Origin of the sequence: Puerhibacterium sp. TATVAM-FAB25, assembly GCF_046535855.1 — a bacterium.
GTDB lineage: Bacteria > Actinomycetota > Actinomycetes > Actinomycetales > Cellulomonadaceae > Puerhibacterium > Puerhibacterium variabilis_A.
Map to the genome: position 1 here is coordinate 1 of NZ_JAXUAK010000008.1, position 17,597 is coordinate 17,597.

A 17,597-nucleotide genomic window follows, 5' to 3' on the forward strand; every position below is an offset into this window, starting at 1 on the left:
TTCACACGAGAGGCTCACCCGTACGGGTGGGCCTCTCGTGCTTTTCCGGCATGCACGGTGAGGCGCCGGCGCGGCACGAGCCCTCCGGTCGCGGATCGCCGGCAAACGCGCAGTCGGCGCGCTCACCGTCAGGCCCGGCTCACACGATGAGCCGGGCATCGCACCGCTCCCTCGTGGGAGAATTTCTTGACCTTCCGCTCTCGAGAGGAACAGCGTGAACGACTCCGCCCGCGATCAGGGCAGCTATCGCGACAACGGCCGGTCCGGCGGTGAGCGCCGCGACCGGCGTGACGGCCGTCCGCCCCGCGGTGATCGGCCCTCGTGGTCGGGCAACGATCGCAAGGACGGCGGCCCGCGCCGCCGCGACGGGGAAGGCTCGGGCTATGCCCGGCGGGACGACCGTCAGGGCGGCTACCGTGGCGAGCGTTCCGACCGTCCCGCGCGTGAGGGCGGCTACCGCGGTGAGCGGTCCGACCGTCCGGCTCGTGAGGGCGGGTTCCGTCGCGATGACCGTCCGGCTCGTGAGGGCGGCTACCGCGGTGAGCGCTCGGACCGTCCGGCTCGTGAGGGCGGGTTCCGTCGCGATGACCGTCCGGCTCGTGAGGGCGGCTACCGCGGTGAGCGGTCCGGCCGTCCGGCTCGTGAGGGCGGGTTCCGTCGCGACGACCGTCAGGGCGGCTACCGCGGTGAGCGCTCGGACCGTCCTGCTCGTGAGGGCGGGTTCCGTCGCGACGACCGTCCCGCGCGCGAGGGCGGCTACCGCGGTGAGCGGTCCGACCGCCCTGCGCGTGAGGGCGGCTACCGCGGTGAGCGGTCCGACCGCCCTGCGCGTGAGGGCGGGTTCCGTCGCGACGACCGTCCCGCGCGCGAGGGCGGCTACCGCGGTGAGCGGTCTGACCGCCCTGCGCGTGAGGGCGGGTTCCGTCGCGACGACCGTCCGGCTCGTGAGGGCGGGTTCCGTCGCGACGACCGTCCCGCGCGCGAGGGCGGCTACCGCGGTGAGCGGTCCGACCGCCCTGCGCGTGAGGGCGGGTTCCGTCGCGACGACCGTCCGGCTCGTGAGGGCGGGTTCCGTCGCGACGACCGTCCCGCGCGCGAGGGCGGCTACCGCGGTGAGCGGTCCGACCGTCCGGCTCGTGAGGGCGGGTTCCGTCGCGACGACCGTCGCGGCGGTCCGCGTGACGACCGCGGCGGTCGTGGCGGCTCCGGCGGTCGTGGCGGCTTCGGTGGCCGCGAGGAGCGGCGCCCGGAGCGTCCCGAGCGCGAGCGCGTCCCCGAGCCCGAGATCGCCGAGGACGTGTCGTTCCGCGACCTCGACCGCGACGCTCGTCAGCGGCTGCGCGGTCTGAGCAAGGAGAACGCGGAGCGGGTGGGGCTCCACCTGGTCATGGCGGGACGCCTCCTCGACGTCGACCCGGAGCGCGCGTACGAGCACGCCCAGGCCGCGGTGCGCCGCGGCGGGCGCGTGGACGTCGTCCGCGAGGCCGCCGGCATCGCCGCGTACCGGACGGGCCGCTACGCCGACGCGCTGCGGGAGCTGCGCACGGTGCGCCGGCTCAACGGCTCCTCGGAGCACCTGCCGATCATGGCCGACGCCGAGCGCGGCCTCGGGCGGCCCGAGCGCGCCGTCGCCCTCGCGACGTCGCCCGAGGCGGACACGCTGACCGGAACGGGCCGCGTCGAGCTGGCGCTCGTCCTCAGCGGCGCGCGGGCAGACCTCGGCGAGCACGACGCCGCGCTCTCCGTGCTCGACAAGATCCCGGCGCAGCAGGGCGACATGGCCCTGCGCGTGCTGCAGGCGCGCGCGGCGGTCCTCGAGGCCGCGGGGCGCACCGCCGAGGCAGCGGCGCTGCTGGCGGAGGTCGACTCCGAGGCCCTCGACCGCGCGGCCGGCAACGTGCTGCCCGAGGACGACGTGGTCGTCTACGACATGTTCGACGAGGAGGTCGACGACGAGCTCGAGGCCGACGAGGAAGCGCTTCTCGAGGCCGACGACGAGGCGGATGCTGACACGGAGGACGACGCCGACGTCGACGACGGGGCCGACGCGGAGGACGACGCCGACGAGGACGACGCGGAGGACGCGGACAGCGAGGAGCGCGAGTGACGCCGGGGCTCCTGGCGAGCGAGCGACCACTCGCCGAGGCGTACGACCTCGCCCTCGTCGACCTGGACGGCGTGGCCTACCGCGGCCACCTGCCCATCGAGCACGCCGCCCACGGCCTCGCCACGGCGCGCGAGCGGGGCATGCGCCTGGTGTTCGTCACCAACAACGCCTCGCGCGAGCCGGGTGACGTGGCCGCGCAGCTGACGGGCCTCGACATCCCGACGACGGCCGACGAGGTGATGACCGCGGCGCAGGCGTGCGCGGCCCTGCTGCGCACCCGGCTCGAGCCGGGTGCGCGGGTGCTCGTCGTGGGTGGCAAGGGGTTGGTCACCGCGGTCGAGGCGGCCGGCTTCGTGGTGGTCGCCTCCGCCGACGACGAGCCCGTCGCCGTGGCGCAGGGCTACGCGCCCGAGGTCGGCTGGACGGACCTGGCCGAGGCGGCCTATGCCGTCGGGCGCGGGGCCTGGCACGTGGCGAGCAACCTCGACGGGTCGCTGCCCACGGCGCGCGGGTACGCGCCGGGCAACGGGGCGCTCGTGGGCGCCGTCGTGTCGGCGACCGGCGTGCGCCCCGACAGCGCCGGCAAGCCGACGCCCACCATGTACCGGCTCGCGACCGAGCGGGCCGGCGCCACGAGCCCGCTCGTCGTCGGCGACCGGCTCGACACCGACCTCGCCGGCGCCCGCGCCGCCGAGTACCCGGGGCTGCACGTGCTGACCGGCGTCTCCTCGGCCCGGGACGACGTCCTCGCGCCGCAGGAGCTGCGCCCCACCTTCGTGGCGGCGGACCTGCGCGGCCTGCTCGAGCCGCACCCGCTGCCCGTCGCCGGGGCCGAGGGCTGGTGGGAGTGCGGCGGTCGCGCCGCGCGCGTGACCGGCGGCCGGCTGGAGCTCGACCGGCAGGGGCCGACGGGCATCGACGTGGTCCGCGCGGCGTGCGCCGCGGCCTGGGCCGCCGTGGACGCGGGGCAGCCGCTGGACGCCGCAAGCGTCCCGGAGCTGACCGCCTGACGCGTGCAGGTGCTGGTCAGGGACCGTGACGCGGTGACGCGGGTCGTCGTCCGCGAGGGCGCGCTGTCGGGGCCGGGCGGTAGCGTGGAGGCGCACCACGGTCGGCGCTGAGCCGGCCGCGCCCCGACGCGTGCGATGACGCAGACTAGGGCGGTGCCGAGACCGCTCGGCGCCGGCGCAGCGTACCGATGCCGACAGCGACGATCCCGGAGGACCCCATGCCGCAGGACGCCGACGCCGCCCGCCCCGCGGGTGCCGCCGCGCCCGACGGCACGCCGGCGGGGAGCGCGGGTGCCGGTCCACGCCCGGTGCCCGCCGCACCGCGTCCTGGGCCGCCGCGCCCGGCCGCGCCTCGGACCGGCGGGCTCGTCGAGCCCGCCGGCGACGGCGCGCTCGGGCCTCTCGACGACCTGGACGCCCTGCCCGTCGCCGAGCATGCGGCGCGCTTCGAGGCGGTCCACGACGCGCTGCGCGCCCGGCTAGAGTCCCGTCCCACCCCGGGCGGCGGCGCCTGATGGCGGGTGGACGCGTCGACGCCGAGCTGGTGCGGCGGGGGCAGGCGCGCTCGCGGACCCAGGCGGCGGCCCTCGTGAGCGCCGGCCGGGTGCTGCTGGCCGGCCGCCCGGTGACCAAGCCGTCGGCCGCGGTGCCCGACGGTGCGGACCTGGCCGTCGTGCCCGACCCCGACGACCCCGGCTACGCGTCCCGCGCCGGGCTCAAGCTCGCCGGGACCCTCGACGCCCTGGCCGCGGACCCCGTCGGGGCGGCGCTCGTCGCGGCCGTCCAGGGCGCCTGGTGCCTGGACCTCGGCGCCTCGACGGGCGGCTTCACCGACGTGCTCCTGCGCCGCGGGGCGGCGCACGTCGTCGCGCTCGACGTCGGCCACGACCAGCTGGTGCCCGAGCTGCGCGCCGACGACCGCGTGACCGTCGTCGAGGGCTTCAACGTCCGCGACCTCGCGCCCGGCGACCTCGGGCGCGTCCCTGACCTCGTCGTCGGCGACCTGTCCTTCATCTCGCTGACGCTCGTGGTGCCGCCGCTGGCGCGCGTGCTGCCGCCCGGCGCCCCGGCGCTGCTGCTGGTCAAGCCGCAGTTCGAGGTGGGCCGCGACCGGCTCGGCAGCGGCGGCGTGGTGCGCGACCCGGCGCTGCACGAGCGTGCCGTGCGCGACGTCGCGGCCGCGGCATCGGCCGAGGGGCTCCGCCCGCGCGCCGTCGTGCCCAGCCCGCTGCCGGGCCCCAGCGGCAACCGGGAGTACTTCGTCTGGCTCGAGCGGGCACCGCAGGCCGCCGCGCCCGACCGCCCGCCCGCGGTGGACGACGACGCGCTGCGCGGCGCCGTCGCCGGAGCCGTCGCCTGGCAGCCCGCCGCCGACGGCGCGCCGACCGCCGTCCCGCCCGTCCTCACCGTCCCTGTCCCCGGAGGAGCCCCGTGACGCGCAGAGTCCTCATCGTCACCCACGGCGGCCGGCCCGAGGCCGTCGCGGCGCTGCAGGAGGCCGTGCGCGAGCTCGAGTCGGCCGGCTTCGAGGTGGCGCTGCACGACGACGACCTGGCCGAGTCGTTCGGCGACCACATGGCGGTGGCCCGCACCCGCGAGGGCGTCGTCGAGTCCGAGGTCGTCATGGTGCTCGGCGGCGACGGCACGATCCTGCGCGCCGCCGAGCTGACCCACGGCACCGACGTGCCGATCCTCGGCGTCAACCTCGGGCACGTGGGCTTCCTCGCCGAGAGCGAGCGCGAGGACCTGCGCGCGGCCGTCGACCGCATCGCCCGGCGCCACTACGTCGTGGAGGAGCGCGGCGTCGTCGACGTGCAGGTGCACCTGCCCGGCGCTCCGGAGCCGGTGCGCGGCTGGGCGCTCAACGAGGCGACCGTGGAGAAGGCCCAGCGCGAGCGGATGATCGAGGTCGGCATCGAGGTGGACGGCCGGCCGCTGTCGAGCTTCGGGTGCGACGGCGTCGTGATGTCCACGGCCACCGGCTCCACCGCGCACGCCTTCTCGGCGGGCGGCCCGGTGATGTGGCCCGACGTCGACGGGGTGCTCCTCGTGCCGCTGTCCGCGCACGCGCTGTTCGCCCGGCCGCTGGTCATCGGGCGTCGGGCCGCCTACCGGGTCACGGTGCTCGAGCGCAGCCCCGTGCCCGCGGTCCTGACCTGCGACGGCCGCCGCCGCATCGACCTGCCCCTCGGCTCGACGGTCGAGGTGCGGTACGGCGCGCAGCCGCTGCGGTTCGCCCGCCTGTCGCCGGCGCCGTTCACGGACCGGCTCGTGTCCAAGTTCAACCTGCCCGTGGTGGGCTGGCGGGAGGCGGCCGACGACGCCGCGGCCGCCGCGCGTGCCCGCGCCGCCACCGGGCCGGACGACGCCTCGGAGGTGTGACGTGCTCGAGGAGATCGCCATCGAGAACCTGGGCGTCATCCGCGCCGCGCGCGTGACGCTGCCCGCCGGTCTCACCGTGATCACCGGCGAGACCGGTGCCGGCAAGACCATGGTGCTCACCGGCCTCGGCCTGCTCATGGGCGGCAAGGCCGACGCGGGCGCCGTGCGCCCCGGCGCCACCGGCGCCGTCGTCGAGGGCCGGTGGCAGGTCGCCGACCGCCCGGCGGTCGCCCAGCGTGTGGAGGAGGCCGGCGGCGAGGCCGACGACGACGGCACCGTCGTCGTGCTGCGCACGGTGGCCGCCGGCGGCCGCTCCCGCGCCCACCTGGGCGGACGCAGCGTGCCGCAGGGCGTGCTCGCGGAGATCGCCGACGAGCTGGTCACCGTGCACGGCCAGACCGACCAGCTGCGCCTGCGCACGGCGTCGAAGCAGCGCGAGGCGCTCGACACGTTCGCCGGACCCGAGCACGTCGCGGTCGTCGACGCCTACCGGACCGCCTGGTCCGAGCGCGCGGCCCTGCAGGCGGAGATCGACGACCTCACCGCCCGCACGGCCGAGCGGGCGCGCGAGGCGGAGCTGCTGCGGCTCGGCCTGGCGGAGGTCGAGCGCGTCGACCCGAAGCCCGGGGAGGACGCCGAGCTGCAGGCGATGGTGGCGCGGCTGGGCAACGTCGAGGGCCTGCGCGTGGCGGCGACCGAGGCGCACGAGGCGCTGGCCGGCGAGGACGTGGAGTCCGCCGCCAGCGCCGCGGAGCTGCTCACGCGCGCCCGCCGCGCGCTCGAGGCCGCCGCGGGCGACGACCCGGCGCTCGGCGAGCTGGGCTCGCGCGTCGCCGAGGCCGGCTACCTCCTGGCCGACGTCGCCACCGAGCTGGCGGCCTACGTCGACGACCTGCAGGCGGACCCGGCCGGCCTCGAGGCCGCGCACACGCGGCTGGCGGAGCTGACCACCCTGACCCGCTCGTACGGCGAGACCGTCGACGACGTGCTGCGCTGGGCCTCCGACGCGGGCCTGCGCCTGCTCGACCTCGACGACGGCGGCGAGCGGCTGCGCGGCATGCAGGAGCGCATCGGCGAGCTCGACTCCCACCTGGCGCGGCTCGGCGCCGAGGTGACCGCCGGCCGCGCGGCCGCGGGGGAGCGGCTCGCCGCGGCGGTGACCGCCGAGCTCGCCGGGCTCGCCATGGGCGGCGCGCGGCTCGAGGTGGCCGTCGACCCGGCCGACGAGCCGGGCGCGTGGGGCGCCGACGCCGTCACGTTCTCGCTGGTGCCGCACCCGGGCGCGCCCGCCCGCCCGCTCGGCAAGGGGGCCTCCGGCGGCGAGCTGTCCCGCGTGATGCTCGCCGTCGAGGTGGCGCTGGCCACCGCGGCCGCCGAGCGCGCCGAGGCCCAGGACGGCGGAGTCGCGGCGGTGCTGCCGACGTTCGTGTTCGACGAGGTCGACGCCGGCGTCGGCGGCCGGGCCGCGGTCGAGGTCGGCCGCCGGCTGGCGCGCCTGGCCCGCAGCACGCAGGTGATCGTGGTCACGCACCTGGCCCAGGTCGCGGCGTTCGCCGACGCCCACCTCGTGGTGACCAAGTCTGCTGGTGAGGAGGGCACCGTCACCGGCGTCCAGGAGGTCGCGGGGGACGACCGCGTGCGAGAGCTCGCCCGCATGCTCTCCGGCCAGGAGGACAGCGAGGCGGCGCGGACGCACGCTCTCGAGCTTCTCGAGTCCCCCACCGTGGGACGATGAGGGCGATATGAGATCGATCCTCCGCAAGGCCGTCCCGTCCGCCAGCCGCCCGTCCGCCACCAGCGCCGACGGCGCGACGCGCGGACCTGCCCGCGTGGGCCGGCGCACCAAGGACCTGACCAAGCGGCTCGCCCCCGGGGACGTGGCCGTCATCGACCACGTCGACATCGACCGCGTCGCGGCCGAGGCGCTCGTGCGGGCGCAGCCCGCCGCTGTGCTCAACGCCGCCCGCTCGACGTCGGGCCGGTACCCGAACGCGGGCCCCGGGATCCTGCTCGAGGCCGGCATCGTGCTCGTCGACGACCTCGGCCCCGCCGTGATGGACCTGCCCGACGGCGTCGAGGTCGAGGTGGCCGAGGGGCGCGTGCTGCGCGGCGGCCGCGAGGTCGCCGCGGGCACCCGCCAGACGCCCGAGACGGTCGAGAAGGAGCTCGCGGCCGCCCGCGAGGGCCTCTCGGACGAGATCGAGCGGTTCGCCGAGAACACCATGACCTACCTGCGTCGCGAGCGGGACCTGCTGCTCGACGGCGTCGGCGTGCCGGCCGTGAAGACCCGCTTCGAGGGCCGCCACGTGCTGATCGTGGTGCGCGGGTACCACTACCGCGAGGACCTGGCGATGCTGCGGTCCTACATCAAGGAGAACCGGCCGCTGCTCGTCGGGGTCGACGGCGGCGCGGACGCGATCCTCGACGCCGGCTTCAAGCTCGACATGATCGTCGGCGACATGGACTCGGTGTCGGACAAGGCGTTGTCCTCCGGCGCGGAGGTCGTGGTGCACGCCTACCGCGACGGCAACGCCCCCGGCCTCGAGCGGGTCCAGGCGCTGGGCGTCGAGCCCGTCGTGTTCCCCGCGACGGGCACGAGCGAGGACATCGCCATGCTGCTCGCCGACGACGAGGGCGCCGAGCTCATCGTCGCGGTCGGCACGCACGCCACCCTCGTGGAGTTCCTCGACAAGGGCCGGGCCGGCATGGCCAGCACCTTCCTGACGCGCCTGCGCGTCGGCGGCAAGCTGGTGGACGCCAAGGGCGTCTCCCGCCTGTACCGCCCCTCCATCTCGAACCTCCAGCTCACCCTGCTCTCGCTCGCCGGCATCGCGGCGGTCCTCGCGGCCATGTGGTCGACGTCGGTGGGCCAGGCCTTCTTCGGCATCACCGGCGCCCGGCTGGACGACTTCGTGTCCTGGGTCGGTAGCCTCTTCGGCGGCTGACCGGCGGCGGCGAGCGCGCACGCCGCCGCCGCCCGGCACCTGACCTGCTCGCGACCGCCCGGACCACCCGGACCACTCGAAGGAACCCCCACCTCCCGTGATCGACTTCCGCTACCACCTCGTCTCGCTGATCTCCGTGTTCCTCGCGCTCGCTGTCGGCATCATCCTCGGCGCCGGGCCGCTGCAGGGCGCCATCGGCGACCAGCTCACCGACCAGGTGGACGCGCTGCGCGGCGAGCGCAACGACCTGCGCGACCAGCTGGCCGCCACCGAGACGACGGCGGAGCAGCGGCTGACGTTCCTGCAGGCCGCCGGGCCGCAGCTCGTGGCCGGCACCCTCGAGGGCCGGCGCGTCGCGATCGTCGACCTCGACGACGTCGCGGGCGACGTGGAGCAGGGCGTCGTGGACCAGGTCGAGGCCGCCGGCGGCACGGTCGTGGCCAGCGCCGTGCTCACGCCCGCCTGGACCGACGCCGAGCACGCCGAGCTGCGCGACACCGTCGCCGAGGGGCTGCGGCCGACCCTGGAGGCGGCCGGCGCGGCCGAGGACGGCGCCGAGACGCCGGAGACCCTCGCGGCGGCGCTCGGCGTGGCCATGACCGGGGCGACCGGTCCGCAGGCCCAGTCGCGCAGCGAGCAGGCCGGCGCCCTGACGCAGCAGCTCGTCGACGCGGAGCTCCTGGAGGTGGAGGACGAGCAGACGGCCCCCGCGGACGCCGTGGTCCTCATGTCCGGCACGACGGCCGCCCAGGCGGCCGACGGGCAGAACGCCGAGCCGACGCCGGAGCAGGAGGTCGTCCAGACGTTCCTCCAGCTCGCCGGGACGGTGCGGTCCGTGTCCCCGGTCACGGTGGTCGCCGGGCCGACGGCCGCCGGCGGCGACCTCGTGTCCGCGGTGCGCGCCGACGACGCGGTCGCGCGCGAGGTGAGCACGGTCAGCGGCATCGAGACGCCGATCGGGCGCATCGTCGTGCCGCTCGCCGTGGCCGCGGGCCTCGCCGACGAGGTGGGCCAGTACGGGTTCGAGGACGGCGCGACGCCGCTGCCGCCCGTGGTGCCCACCGGCACGCCCACGGACGGGGAGGGCTGATGGGCCTGGCGCGGGTCGCCGGTGCCGCCCTCGCGGGCGCCGCGGCGACCGCCGCTGTGCGCCGCGCGCTCGACGCGGGCCTGCCCGGCAGCGCCGGGCGCTGGACCCGCACGAACCACCGCGGCGAGCCCATCAGCCTGCTCGAGGGCCCCGCCGTCGCGGCCGGCCTGGTCGCCGGCGCCCTGGCCGGCGCCCGCGGCCGCGGGGCCGCCGCCGCCGTCGTCGCGACCGCCGGGGCCGGCGCGTTCGGGCTGGTCGACGACCTCACCGAGGACACCACGACGCGCACCAAGGGGCTCCGAGGCCACCTCGGCGCACTCGCCCGGGGCCGGCTCACGACGGGCGGGCTCAAGGTGCTGGGGATCGGCGCGACGTCGGTGCTCGCGGCCGCGGTCGGCACCCGCCGCACGGGGGGACCGGCCCGCTGGGCGGCCGACGTCGCCGTCAACGGCGCGCTCGTGGCGGGCACGGCCAACCTGCTCAACCTCCTGGACCTGCGGCCCGGCCGCGCGCTGAAGTCCGCGGCCGCGCTGGCCGTGCTGCCCGCCGGCGGCCCCGCCGCCGCGACCTGCGGCGCCGTCGCCGGGGCCGCCGCAGCCGCGTGGAGCGGCGACCTCGGGGAGCGCGACATGCTCGGCGACGGCGGCGCGAACGCCCTGGGCGCGCTGGTCGGCACGCGGCTGGCGCTCGGCCTGCCGCGCCCGCTGCGGCTCGCCGCGCTCGCCGGCGTCGTCGGGCTCACCCTGGCCAGCGAGCGCGTGAGCTTCACGCAGGTGATCGAGCGCACCCCGTGGTTGCGTGCCGTCGACGAGCTGGGTCGCCGGCCCCGGACCGAGGACCCGGCGGCTTGAGCACGCCCGTCGGCGCGCCCGGCGACGACGTCCCGGCCCCGCCCGCCCCGACGCCCGACCCCGAGCCGGCACCCGCGCCCGCCACCGCGCCGGGCGCGGGGCGGCGCCGCACCGTCCAGACGCTCGCCGGCGCGGCCCTGCTCATCACCGTCGTCACGCTGGCCAGCCGCGTCGTCGGGTTCGGCCGGTGGCTCGGCCAGGGCTACTGGCTCGGGTCGGACGGCGTGGGCCAGGTCTTCAACCAGGCCAACATGCTGCCGAACATCTTGTTCGAGGTGGCCGCGGGCGGCGCCCTGGCCGGGGCCGTGGTGCCCCTGCTGGCCGGGCACCTCAGCCGGGCGGAGGCGGGCGGCGCGGACGCCGCCGGCGCCCGCGAGGCGGCCTCGCGCAGCGCGTCCGCCCTGCTCGGCTGGACGCTCGCGGTCCTCGTGCCCCTCGGGGTGCTGCTCGCGGCGCTCGCCGGGCCGATCGCCGAGGCGCTCAGCCTGGGCGAGGACCCCGCCAAGGTCGCCGTGGCGACCACGTTCCTGCGGGTCTTCGCCGTCCAGGTGCCGCTGTACGGCGTGGCCGTGGTGCTCGGCGGCATCCTGCAGGCCCACAAGCGGTTCTTCTGGCAGGCGTTCGCACCGCTGGTCTCCAGCGTGGTGGTCATCGCGGTGTACGCGGTGTTCGGCGTGCTGGCCGCGGGGGACCAGGCGGACGTCTCGGCGCTGAGCGCCGAGGCGCTGGGCTGGCTGGCCTGGGGCACCACGGTCGGCGTCGCGTTCCTCGCCGTCCCCCTGGTGGTGCCCGCCCGCCGCACGGGCCTGCGCCTGCGCCCGACCCTGCGGTTCCCCGCGGGCGAGGGCCGCCGCGCCGCCCGGCTGGCCTTCGCCGGCGTCGGCGCCCTGGTGGCCCAGCAGCTCGCGGTCTTCGCTGTCCTGAAGGTCTCCACACCGCTCGGCGGCGACTCGGCCTACACGGTCTTCCTCTACACCCAGCAGGTGTACCTGCTGCCGTACGCCGTCCTGGCCTTCCCCATCGCCACGAGCGCGTTCCCGCGGATCGCCGAGCACGCGGCGCACGGCCGCACGGGCGACCTGCGCGCCCTGGTCGCGTCGACGACCCGCACGCTCCTGGTCGTCGTCGCCGTCGGGATCGCCGTGCTGGTCGCGGCCGCGCCCGCCGTCGAGGGCGTGTTCGACCTCGTGGTGCGCGGCGACGCGCCCGGCCTGGCCGCCGGGCTCACGTGGATGGCGCCCGGCCTGATCGGCTTCGCCCTGATCCTGCACCTGTCCCGCGCGCTGTACGCCATCGACCGCGGCCGGTCCGCCGTCGTCGCGACCGCGGCCGGCTGGCTGGTCGCCGCCGCCGGCTCGGCCGCCCTCCTCGTCGTGCTGCCGCCGCTGACCGGAGGCGACGCGCTGCCGGCCGCGCCCGACGTCGCGCTCGCGGGCCTCGGCGGCGCCACGACGCTCGGCATGCTGGTGGCGGCCGTCGGGCTGCTGCTCGCGGTGCGCCGGCACGTCGGCGCCGAGGCGCTGCGGGGCGTGCCGCGCGCCCTGGCCGTGCTGGCCGCCGGCGTGGTCCTCGGCGCGCTCGCCGGGCGCGGCGTGCTCGCCCTCGTCGGCGGGGGGCGCGGCGACGCGCCGGGGGAGACCGCCTTCGACGGCGGCGCGCTGCTCGCCGACCTCGGCGGGGGCGCGCTGGCGGCGCTGGCAGCCGCCGTCGTCGTGGTGCTGTGCGCCGTGGCGGACCCTGCGCTGCGCGCCGGCGTGCGCGGCCTGCGCCGGCGCTGAGGACGCGACGAGCGCCACGCACCTTGACGGCCCCGGCGTCGGTGCCGTCGGTTAGGATGGAGTTCCGTGGCAGACCACCGAACCCAGCCCCGGTCCCTCCGCTCCGACGCCGCGCTCACCACGCGGCACATCTTCGTGACGGGCGGTGTGGCCTCGTCTCTCGGCAAGGGTCTGACTGCCTCCTCCCTCGGCCGGCTCCTGCGCTCGCGCGGCCTGCGCGTGACCATGCAGAAGCTCGACCCGTACCTCAACGTGGACCCGGGCACGATGAACCCGTTCCAGCACGGCGAGGTGTTCGTCACCGAGGACGGCGCCGAGACCGACCTGGACATCGGCCACTACGAGCGCTTCCTCGACGTCGAGCTGCCGGCGAGCTCGAACGTCACCACCGGCCAGATCTACTCGCGCGTCATCGCCAAGGAGCGCCGCGGCGAGTACCTCGGTGACACCGTGCAGGTCATCCCGCACATCACCGACGAGATCAAGGAGCGCATGCGCGCCCAGGCCGGCGCCGACGTCGACGTGATCATCACGGAGATCGGCGGCACGGTCGGCGACATCGAGTCCCAGCCGTTCCTCGAGGCGGCGCGCCAGGTGCGCCACGAGCTCGGCCGCGAGAACTGCTTCTTCCTGCACGTGTCGCTGGTGCCGTACATCGGCCCCTCCGGCGAGCTGAAGACCAAGCCGACGCAGCACTCGGTGGCCGCGCTGCGCAGCATCGGCATCCAGCCCGACGCGATCGTGCTCCGGTCCGACCGCGCGGTGCCCGAGGGCATCAAGCGCAAGATCGCCCTGATGTGCGACGTCGACAACGAGGCCGTCATCAACTGCGCCGACGCGCCGAGCATCTACGACATCCCCAAGGTCATCCACTCCGAGGGGCTGGACGCCTACGTGGTGCGCCGCCTCGACCTGCCGTTCCACGACGTCGACTGGGACGGCTGGAGCACGGTGCTCGAGCGGGTGCACTCGCCCGAGCACGCCGTCGAGATCGCCCTGGTCGGCAAGTACATCGACCTGCCGGACGCCTACCTGTCGGTGACCGAGGCGCTGCGCGCCGGCGGCTTCGCCAACGACGCCAAGGTCTCGATCCGCTGGGTCGCGGCCGACGACTGCCGCACCCCGGAGGGCGCCGCGGCGTCCCTCGAGGGCGTCGACGCGGTGCTCGTGCCCGGCGGCTTCGGCGTGCGCGGCATCGACGGCAAGATCGGCGCGCTGCGCTGGTCCCGCGAGAACCTCGTGCCGACCCTCGGCATCTGCCTCGGCCTGCAGTCCATGGTCATCGAGTACGCCCGCAACGTGCTCGGCTACACCGACGCCTCGTCGACGGAGTTCGACCCGGAGTCGGCGCACCCGGTGATCGCCACGATGGCGGAGCAGGAGGCCATCGTCGGCGGCGAGGGCGACCTGGGCGGCACCATGCGCCTCGGCGCCTGGGACGCCACGCTCGTGCCCGGCTCCGTCGTGGCCAAGACCTACGGCTCGGAGCACGTCAGCGAGCGGCACCGGCACCGCTACGAGGTCAACAACGCCTACCGCGAGGAGCTCGAGGCCGCGGGCCTGCGGATCTCGGGCACGACGGCCGGCTCGAAGCTCGTGGAGTTCGTCGAGCTGCCCGCCGAGACGCACCCGTACTACGTCTCGACGCAGGCGCACCCGGAGTTCAAGTCCCGCCCGACGCGCTCCCACCCGCTGTTCGCCGGGCTCGTCGCGGCGGCGCTCGAGCGTCAGCGCACGGCGTGAGCGCCGGCGCGCAGGACGCCGGCGGCACGCCGGCCGACGTCGTCGCGCCCCGTCCGGTCGTCGCGCACGAGCGCGTGGCGGCCGGGCGGATCTTCGACCTCGTGCGCGACGTCGTCGACCTCGGCGGCGGCGAGCAGGTGACCCGCGAGTACCTCGACCACCCCGGGGCCGTGGCGGTCGTCGCGCTCGACGACGACGGCCGCGTGCTGCTGCTGCGCCAGTACCGCCACCCGGTGCGCGCCGAGCTGTGGGAGGTGCCGGCCGGGCTGCTCGACGTCGAGGGCGAGCCCGCGCAGGCCGCCGCGGCGCGCGAGCTGCACGAGGAGGCCGACCTCGCCGCCGACCGGTGGGACGTGCTGGTGGACTTCGCCACCTCGCCCGGCGCCACCAACGAGGCGCTGCGGGTGTTCCTCGCCCGCGGCCTGCGGCCGGTGCCGGAGGCCGAGCGGCACACCCGCACCGAGGAGGAGGCCGGCATCGAGGCGCGCTGGGTGGCCCTGGAGGACGCCGTGGCGCTCGTGCTGTCCGGCGCCCTGCACAACCCGTCCGCCGTCGTCGGGGTCCTGGCCGCGCACGCCGCCCGCGCCGGCGGCTGGGCGTCCCTGCGGTCTGCCGACGCCCCCTGGCCGTACCGGCGCGGCACGCTGCCGGCCTGACCGCCGGAAGCCGACCGCCGAGCCGCCTCTCGCTGTGGGTGCAGAACACGCCGTGCGATCTCCAGATCGCACGGCGTGTTCTGTACCCACAGCGCTCTCCGGGGAGCGGCGGCCCCGCGGGGCGCTCCTCAGGCGCGGGTGCGCAGGTGCAGGACGGCGTTGGCCGTCGCCCACACCAGCAGGGCGGCTCCGAGCATGTGCGCGCCCACGAGCAGGGCGGGCAGGCCGGTGAAGTACTGCGTGTAGCCGACGGCGCCCTGCAGCAGGGTGACGACGACGAGCAGCCACGCGGCGCGCCGGGCCCGGGTCACGGCGGGCGTGGTGGGCGTGCGGTGCAGCTGGGTGAGCAGCACGACCAGCGCGCCGACGAAGAGCCACACCGCGCCGGAGTGCAGGCGGGTGACCAGCAGCGGGTCGACGGCGAAGCGGTAGCCGACGGTGTCGTCGCCGCTGTGCGGGCCCGCGCCCGTGACCACCACGCCGGCGGCCACGACGGCCACCAGCAGGGCGCTGAGCGCCCAGCCCGTGCGCGTGACCGCGGCCGAGGCGACGCGGACCGGAGCGCCGTCGCCCTCGCGGTGGCGGTGCAGCAGGTAGGCCGAGACCCACACCAGCCCGGCCGACACGCCGAAGTGCAGGGACACCCAGCCGGGGTGCAGGTGCAGCAGCACCACGACGCCGCCGATGAGGGCCTGGGCCAGCACCCCGACCAGGGGCGCGGCGCCGAGGCGGCGGTACGCGGGCGTCCGCGAGCGGTCCGTCCAGACGAGCAGCAGCACGAGCAGGCCGATCACGCCCAGCGCGCCGGTCAGGGTGCGGTTCGTGAACTCGACGATCTCGTGGTAGCTCGTGGCGGCGTGGTACTGCGCCGTGAACTGCCCGGGGTGGCACTGCGGCCACGTGGAGCAGCCCAGCCCGGAGTCGGTGAGCCGGACGGCGCCGCCGGTGACGATGATGACGATCTGACCGACCAGGTTCGCCACCAGCACCGCGGGCGTCCAGCGGCGCAGCGGGGCGAGGCGGTCGCGGGCGGGTGCAGGGGCGGCGGTCGCGGTCACCCCACCAACGCTAGTGCGCGCGGGGGCGTGCCCGGCACTCCCGGGAGCCGCCCGCGGCGTCCCGCGGTGTGACGTTCGCCCGCCCGGGGCGGGGCGCCCGCACAGGTCCGGCGCGCCGGGACGCCGCGGGCGCTCAGCTCCAGCGGAAGAGCCGCCCGGCGCCCCAGCCGAACGCGGCCGTCCACGCGGCGAGCACGACGACGGACAGCGGCGGCACGCCCGTGCCGAGCAGCGCGCCGCGCATCGCCTCGGCGAGCGCGCCGGAGGGGAGGAACTCCGCCACGTGCGCGTGCCAGGGGGCGAGCTGGTCCGGCGCCACGAGCGTGCCGCCGGCCACCACGAGCAGGACGAGCACGAGGTTGGCGACGGCGAGGACGCCCTCCGCGCGCAGCGTGCCGGCCAGCAGCAGCGCCAGCGCGGTGAACGCGGCCGTGCCGAGCAGCAGGCAGCCGATCGCGGCGGGCACGCCGGCCAGGTGCGGCTGCCACCCGAGCGCCAGCGCGACGGCCGAGACGATCACCACCTGCACCGCCTGCACGGCGAGCACGCCCAGCACCTTGCCCGCCAGCAGGCCGCCACGGCCGAGCGGCGTCGTGGCCAGGAGCCGCAGCACGCCGTTGCGGCGGTCGAACGCCGTGGCGATCGACTGCGACGTGAACGACGTCGCGAGGCAGGCCAGCGCCAGGACGCCGGGGGTCACGAAGTCCACGCGGCTCGCGCCGCCCGTGTCGAGCTCCAGGACGTCGGTCGCGACGAGCCCGACCAGCAGGAAGACGGGCAGCGCGACGGTGACCAGGAGCTGCTCGCCGTTGCGCAGGATGGCACGGGTCTCGAAGCCGGCCTGCGCCAGCACGCGCCGCAGCGCGGGCGCGGCGGCGGGCGCCGGCGTGCCGGTCGCGGGGGCGCCGGGCTCGAGCGGCGCGGGATCGGTGGTGGTCATCGCAGGTGCCGTCCCGTCAGGTCCAGGAACACGTCCTCCAGCGTGCGGCGGCCCACGGTGAGCCGGGTCGCCAGCACGTCGCGGTCGGCCAGCCAGGCCGTCAGCGCCGCCACGGCCCGCGGCCCCGCGGGCCCCGTGGCCACGTACGCGCCGGCCCGCGGCTCGGCGACGGTCCAGCCCGGCCCGAGCGCGGCGGTCAGGGCGGCGGCGTCGAGGCCGGCCGGCGCGTCGAACCGCACCGACGTCGCGCCGTCCGGGCCGTCCGCCCCGGCGGCGAGCAGCTCGGGGACGGCGCCGGAGGCGATGACGCGGCCGTGGTCGACCACGTGCACGAGGTCGGCGAGCGACTCGGCCTCGTCCATGAGGTGGGTGGTCAGCACGATGGCGACGCCCGCCGCGCGCAGCTCGCGCACCAGCTCCCAGACCGCGAGCCGGGACTGGGGGTCCATGCCGGCGCTCGGCTCGTCGAGGAAGACCACCTCGGGACGCCCCACGACCGCCGCGGCCAGGGCGAGGCGCTGGCGCTGGCCGCCCGACAGCCGCCGCACGGTGGTGCGGACGAACGACCCGATGCCGAGGCGCTCGACGAGCTCGTCGACGTCCCGCGGGCGGGCGTACATCGCGGCGACGTGGTGCAGCACCTCGCCGGCGCGCGCGCCGCTGGGCAGGCCGCCGTCCTGCAGCATGACGCCGACACGCGGGCGCAGCGCCGCGGCGTCGGCGCGGGGGTCCAGACCCAGCACGCGGACCTCGCCGCCGTCGGGGGAGCGCAGGCCCTCGCAGCACTCCACGGTGGTGGTCTTGCCGGCACCGTTCGGCCCGAGGACGGCGGTGACCTCGCCCGCGCGGGCGGCCAGGCTCAGGTCGTCGACGACGGTGCGGCCCCCGTAGCGCTTGACGAGCCCGCGCACGGCGACGGCCGCGCCGGAGGGGGCGGAGGTGGTGGGCACCCGCAGGATCCTACGTGGCCAGGGTGCGTCCCGAGGCCGGCGCGGGCGTCGGCGCGGGCGTCGGCGGAGGCGTCCCCGACGGCCCGG

16 protein-coding genes are annotated in these 17,597 nt (G+C 77.0%); 12 read left to right on the forward strand and 4 right to left on the reverse strand.

Going from position 1 to position 17,597, the window contains the following annotated elements:
• Window positions 1-139: 139 nt before the first annotated feature.
• Window positions 140-1,381, reverse strand: coding sequence for a hypothetical protein (locus U5M74_RS09185; protein WP_410908299.1), 1,242 nt, complete (start codon window positions 1,379-1,381; stop codon window positions 140-142).
• On the opposite strand from U5M74_RS09185, the gene U5M74_RS09190 reads away from it, so the two are divergent.
• The 12 genes from U5M74_RS09190 to U5M74_RS09245 all read left to right on the forward strand — a co-directional run bounded on the left by U5M74_RS09190 (window position 1,370) and on the right by U5M74_RS09245 (window position 14,562).
• On the forward strand, window positions 1,370-2,107 hold the full coding sequence (locus U5M74_RS09190) for a hypothetical protein (protein WP_410908301.1): 738 nt from the start codon (window positions 1,370-1,372) through the stop codon (window positions 2,105-2,107). The genes U5M74_RS09185 and U5M74_RS09190 overlap by 12 nt on opposite strands.
• A complete protein-coding gene (locus U5M74_RS09195; protein WP_410908303.1) occupies window positions 2,104-3,117 on the forward strand; it encodes an HAD-IIA family hydrolase in 1,014 nt (337 codons plus the stop codon). Before U5M74_RS09190 ends, U5M74_RS09195 begins: the two co-directional genes overlap by 4 nt.
• A gap of 188 nt (window positions 3,118-3,305) precedes the next feature.
• Complete coding sequence (locus U5M74_RS09200) at window positions 3,306-3,632, forward strand: hypothetical protein (RefSeq protein ID WP_410908305.1); 327 nt, start codon at window positions 3,306-3,308, stop codon at window positions 3,630-3,632.
• A complete protein-coding gene (locus U5M74_RS09205) occupies window positions 3,632-4,552 on the forward strand; it encodes a TlyA family RNA methyltransferase (protein ID WP_410908307.1) in 921 nt (306 codons plus the stop codon). Before U5M74_RS09200 ends, U5M74_RS09205 begins: the two co-directional genes overlap by 1 nt.
• On the forward strand, window positions 4,549-5,499 hold the full coding sequence (locus U5M74_RS09210; protein ID WP_410908309.1) for an NAD kinase: 951 nt from the start codon (window positions 4,549-4,551) through the stop codon (window positions 5,497-5,499). The genes U5M74_RS09205 and U5M74_RS09210 overlap by 4 nt, the downstream gene beginning before the upstream one ends.
• 1 nt (window position 5,500) lies before the next feature.
• Window positions 5,501-7,234, forward strand: coding sequence for a DNA repair protein RecN (gene recN / locus U5M74_RS09215; RefSeq protein WP_410908311.1), 1,734 nt, complete (start codon window positions 5,501-5,503; stop codon window positions 7,232-7,234).
• A 7-nt stretch (window positions 7,235-7,241) separates the two neighbouring features.
• Window positions 7,242-8,444 carry a putative cytokinetic ring protein SteA gene (steA, locus tag U5M74_RS09220; protein WP_410908313.1) on the forward strand — a complete coding sequence of 401 codons (1,203 nt, stop codon included), beginning with the start codon at window positions 7,242-7,244 and terminating at the stop codon, window positions 8,442-8,444.
• A gap of 97 nt (window positions 8,445-8,541) precedes the next feature.
• Window positions 8,542-9,534: a copper transporter gene (locus tag U5M74_RS09225; protein ID WP_410908315.1), complete on the forward strand. Its 993-nt coding sequence runs from the start codon at window positions 8,542-8,544 to the stop codon at window positions 9,532-9,534.
• The gene (locus U5M74_RS09230; RefSeq protein ID WP_410908317.1) at window positions 9,534-10,385 is read left to right on the forward strand and encodes a hypothetical protein; all 852 of its coding nucleotides are present in this window, start codon (window positions 9,534-9,536) and stop codon (window positions 10,383-10,385) included. The genes U5M74_RS09225 and U5M74_RS09230 overlap by 1 nt, the downstream gene beginning before the upstream one ends.
• The gene (murJ, locus tag U5M74_RS09235; RefSeq protein ID WP_410908319.1) at window positions 10,382-12,163 is read left to right on the forward strand and encodes a murein biosynthesis integral membrane protein MurJ; all 1,782 of its coding nucleotides are present in this window, start codon (window positions 10,382-10,384) and stop codon (window positions 12,161-12,163) included. The genes U5M74_RS09230 and murJ overlap by 4 nt, the downstream gene beginning before the upstream one ends.
• Window positions 12,164-12,229: 66 nt before the next feature.
• Window positions 12,230-13,906 carry a CTP synthase gene (locus tag U5M74_RS09240; protein ID WP_410908321.1) on the forward strand — a complete coding sequence of 559 codons (1,677 nt, stop codon included), beginning with the start codon at window positions 12,230-12,232 and terminating at the stop codon, window positions 13,904-13,906.
• Complete coding sequence (locus U5M74_RS09245) at window positions 13,903-14,562, forward strand: NUDIX domain-containing protein (protein WP_410908323.1); 660 nt, start codon at window positions 13,903-13,905, stop codon at window positions 14,560-14,562. The genes U5M74_RS09240 and U5M74_RS09245 overlap by 4 nt, the downstream gene beginning before the upstream one ends.
• A 128-nt stretch (window positions 14,563-14,690) precedes the next feature.
• On the opposite strand, the gene U5M74_RS09250 is transcribed toward U5M74_RS09245, so the two are convergent.
• The 3 genes from U5M74_RS09250 to U5M74_RS09260 all read right to left on the reverse strand — a co-directional run bounded on the left by U5M74_RS09250 (window position 14,691) and on the right by U5M74_RS09260 (window position 17,510).
• Window positions 14,691-15,620 carry a COX15/CtaA family protein gene (locus U5M74_RS09250; RefSeq protein ID WP_410908325.1) on the reverse strand — a complete coding sequence of 310 codons (930 nt, stop codon included), beginning with the start codon at window positions 15,618-15,620 and terminating at the stop codon, window positions 14,691-14,693.
• Window positions 15,621-15,753: 133 nt separating this feature from the next.
• Window positions 15,754-16,560 (reverse strand): ABC transporter permease, encoded by an 807-nt coding sequence (locus tag U5M74_RS09255; protein WP_410908327.1) that lies wholly within the window; start codon window positions 16,558-16,560, stop codon window positions 15,754-15,756.
• Window positions 16,557-17,510, reverse strand: coding sequence for an ABC transporter ATP-binding protein (locus tag U5M74_RS09260; RefSeq protein WP_410908329.1), 954 nt, complete (start codon window positions 17,508-17,510; stop codon window positions 16,557-16,559). The genes U5M74_RS09255 and U5M74_RS09260 overlap by 4 nt, the downstream gene beginning before the upstream one ends.
• Window positions 17,511-17,597: the final 87 nt, after the last annotated feature.

Excerpts from the sequence above, each read along its gene's own strand:
- U5M74_RS09200 (WP_410908305.1), top strand. The coding sequence starts at position 3,306 with ATGCCGACAGCGACGATCCCGGAGGACCCCATGCCGCAGGACGCCGAC.
- U5M74_RS09205 (WP_410908307.1), top strand. The coding sequence starts at position 3,632 with ATGGCGGGTGGACGCGTCGACGCCGAGCTGGTGCGGCGGGGGCAGGCG.
- steA (WP_410908313.1), top strand. The coding sequence starts at position 7,242 with ATGAGATCGATCCTCCGCAAGGCCGTCCCGTCCGCCAGCCGCCCGTCC.
- U5M74_RS09230 (WP_410908317.1), top strand. The coding sequence starts at position 9,534 with ATGGGCCTGGCGCGGGTCGCCGGTGCCGCCCTCGCGGGCGCCGCGGCG.
- U5M74_RS09255 (WP_410908327.1), bottom strand. The coding sequence starts at position 16,560 with ATGACCACCACCGATCCCGCGCCGCTCGAGCCCGGCGCCCCCGCGACC.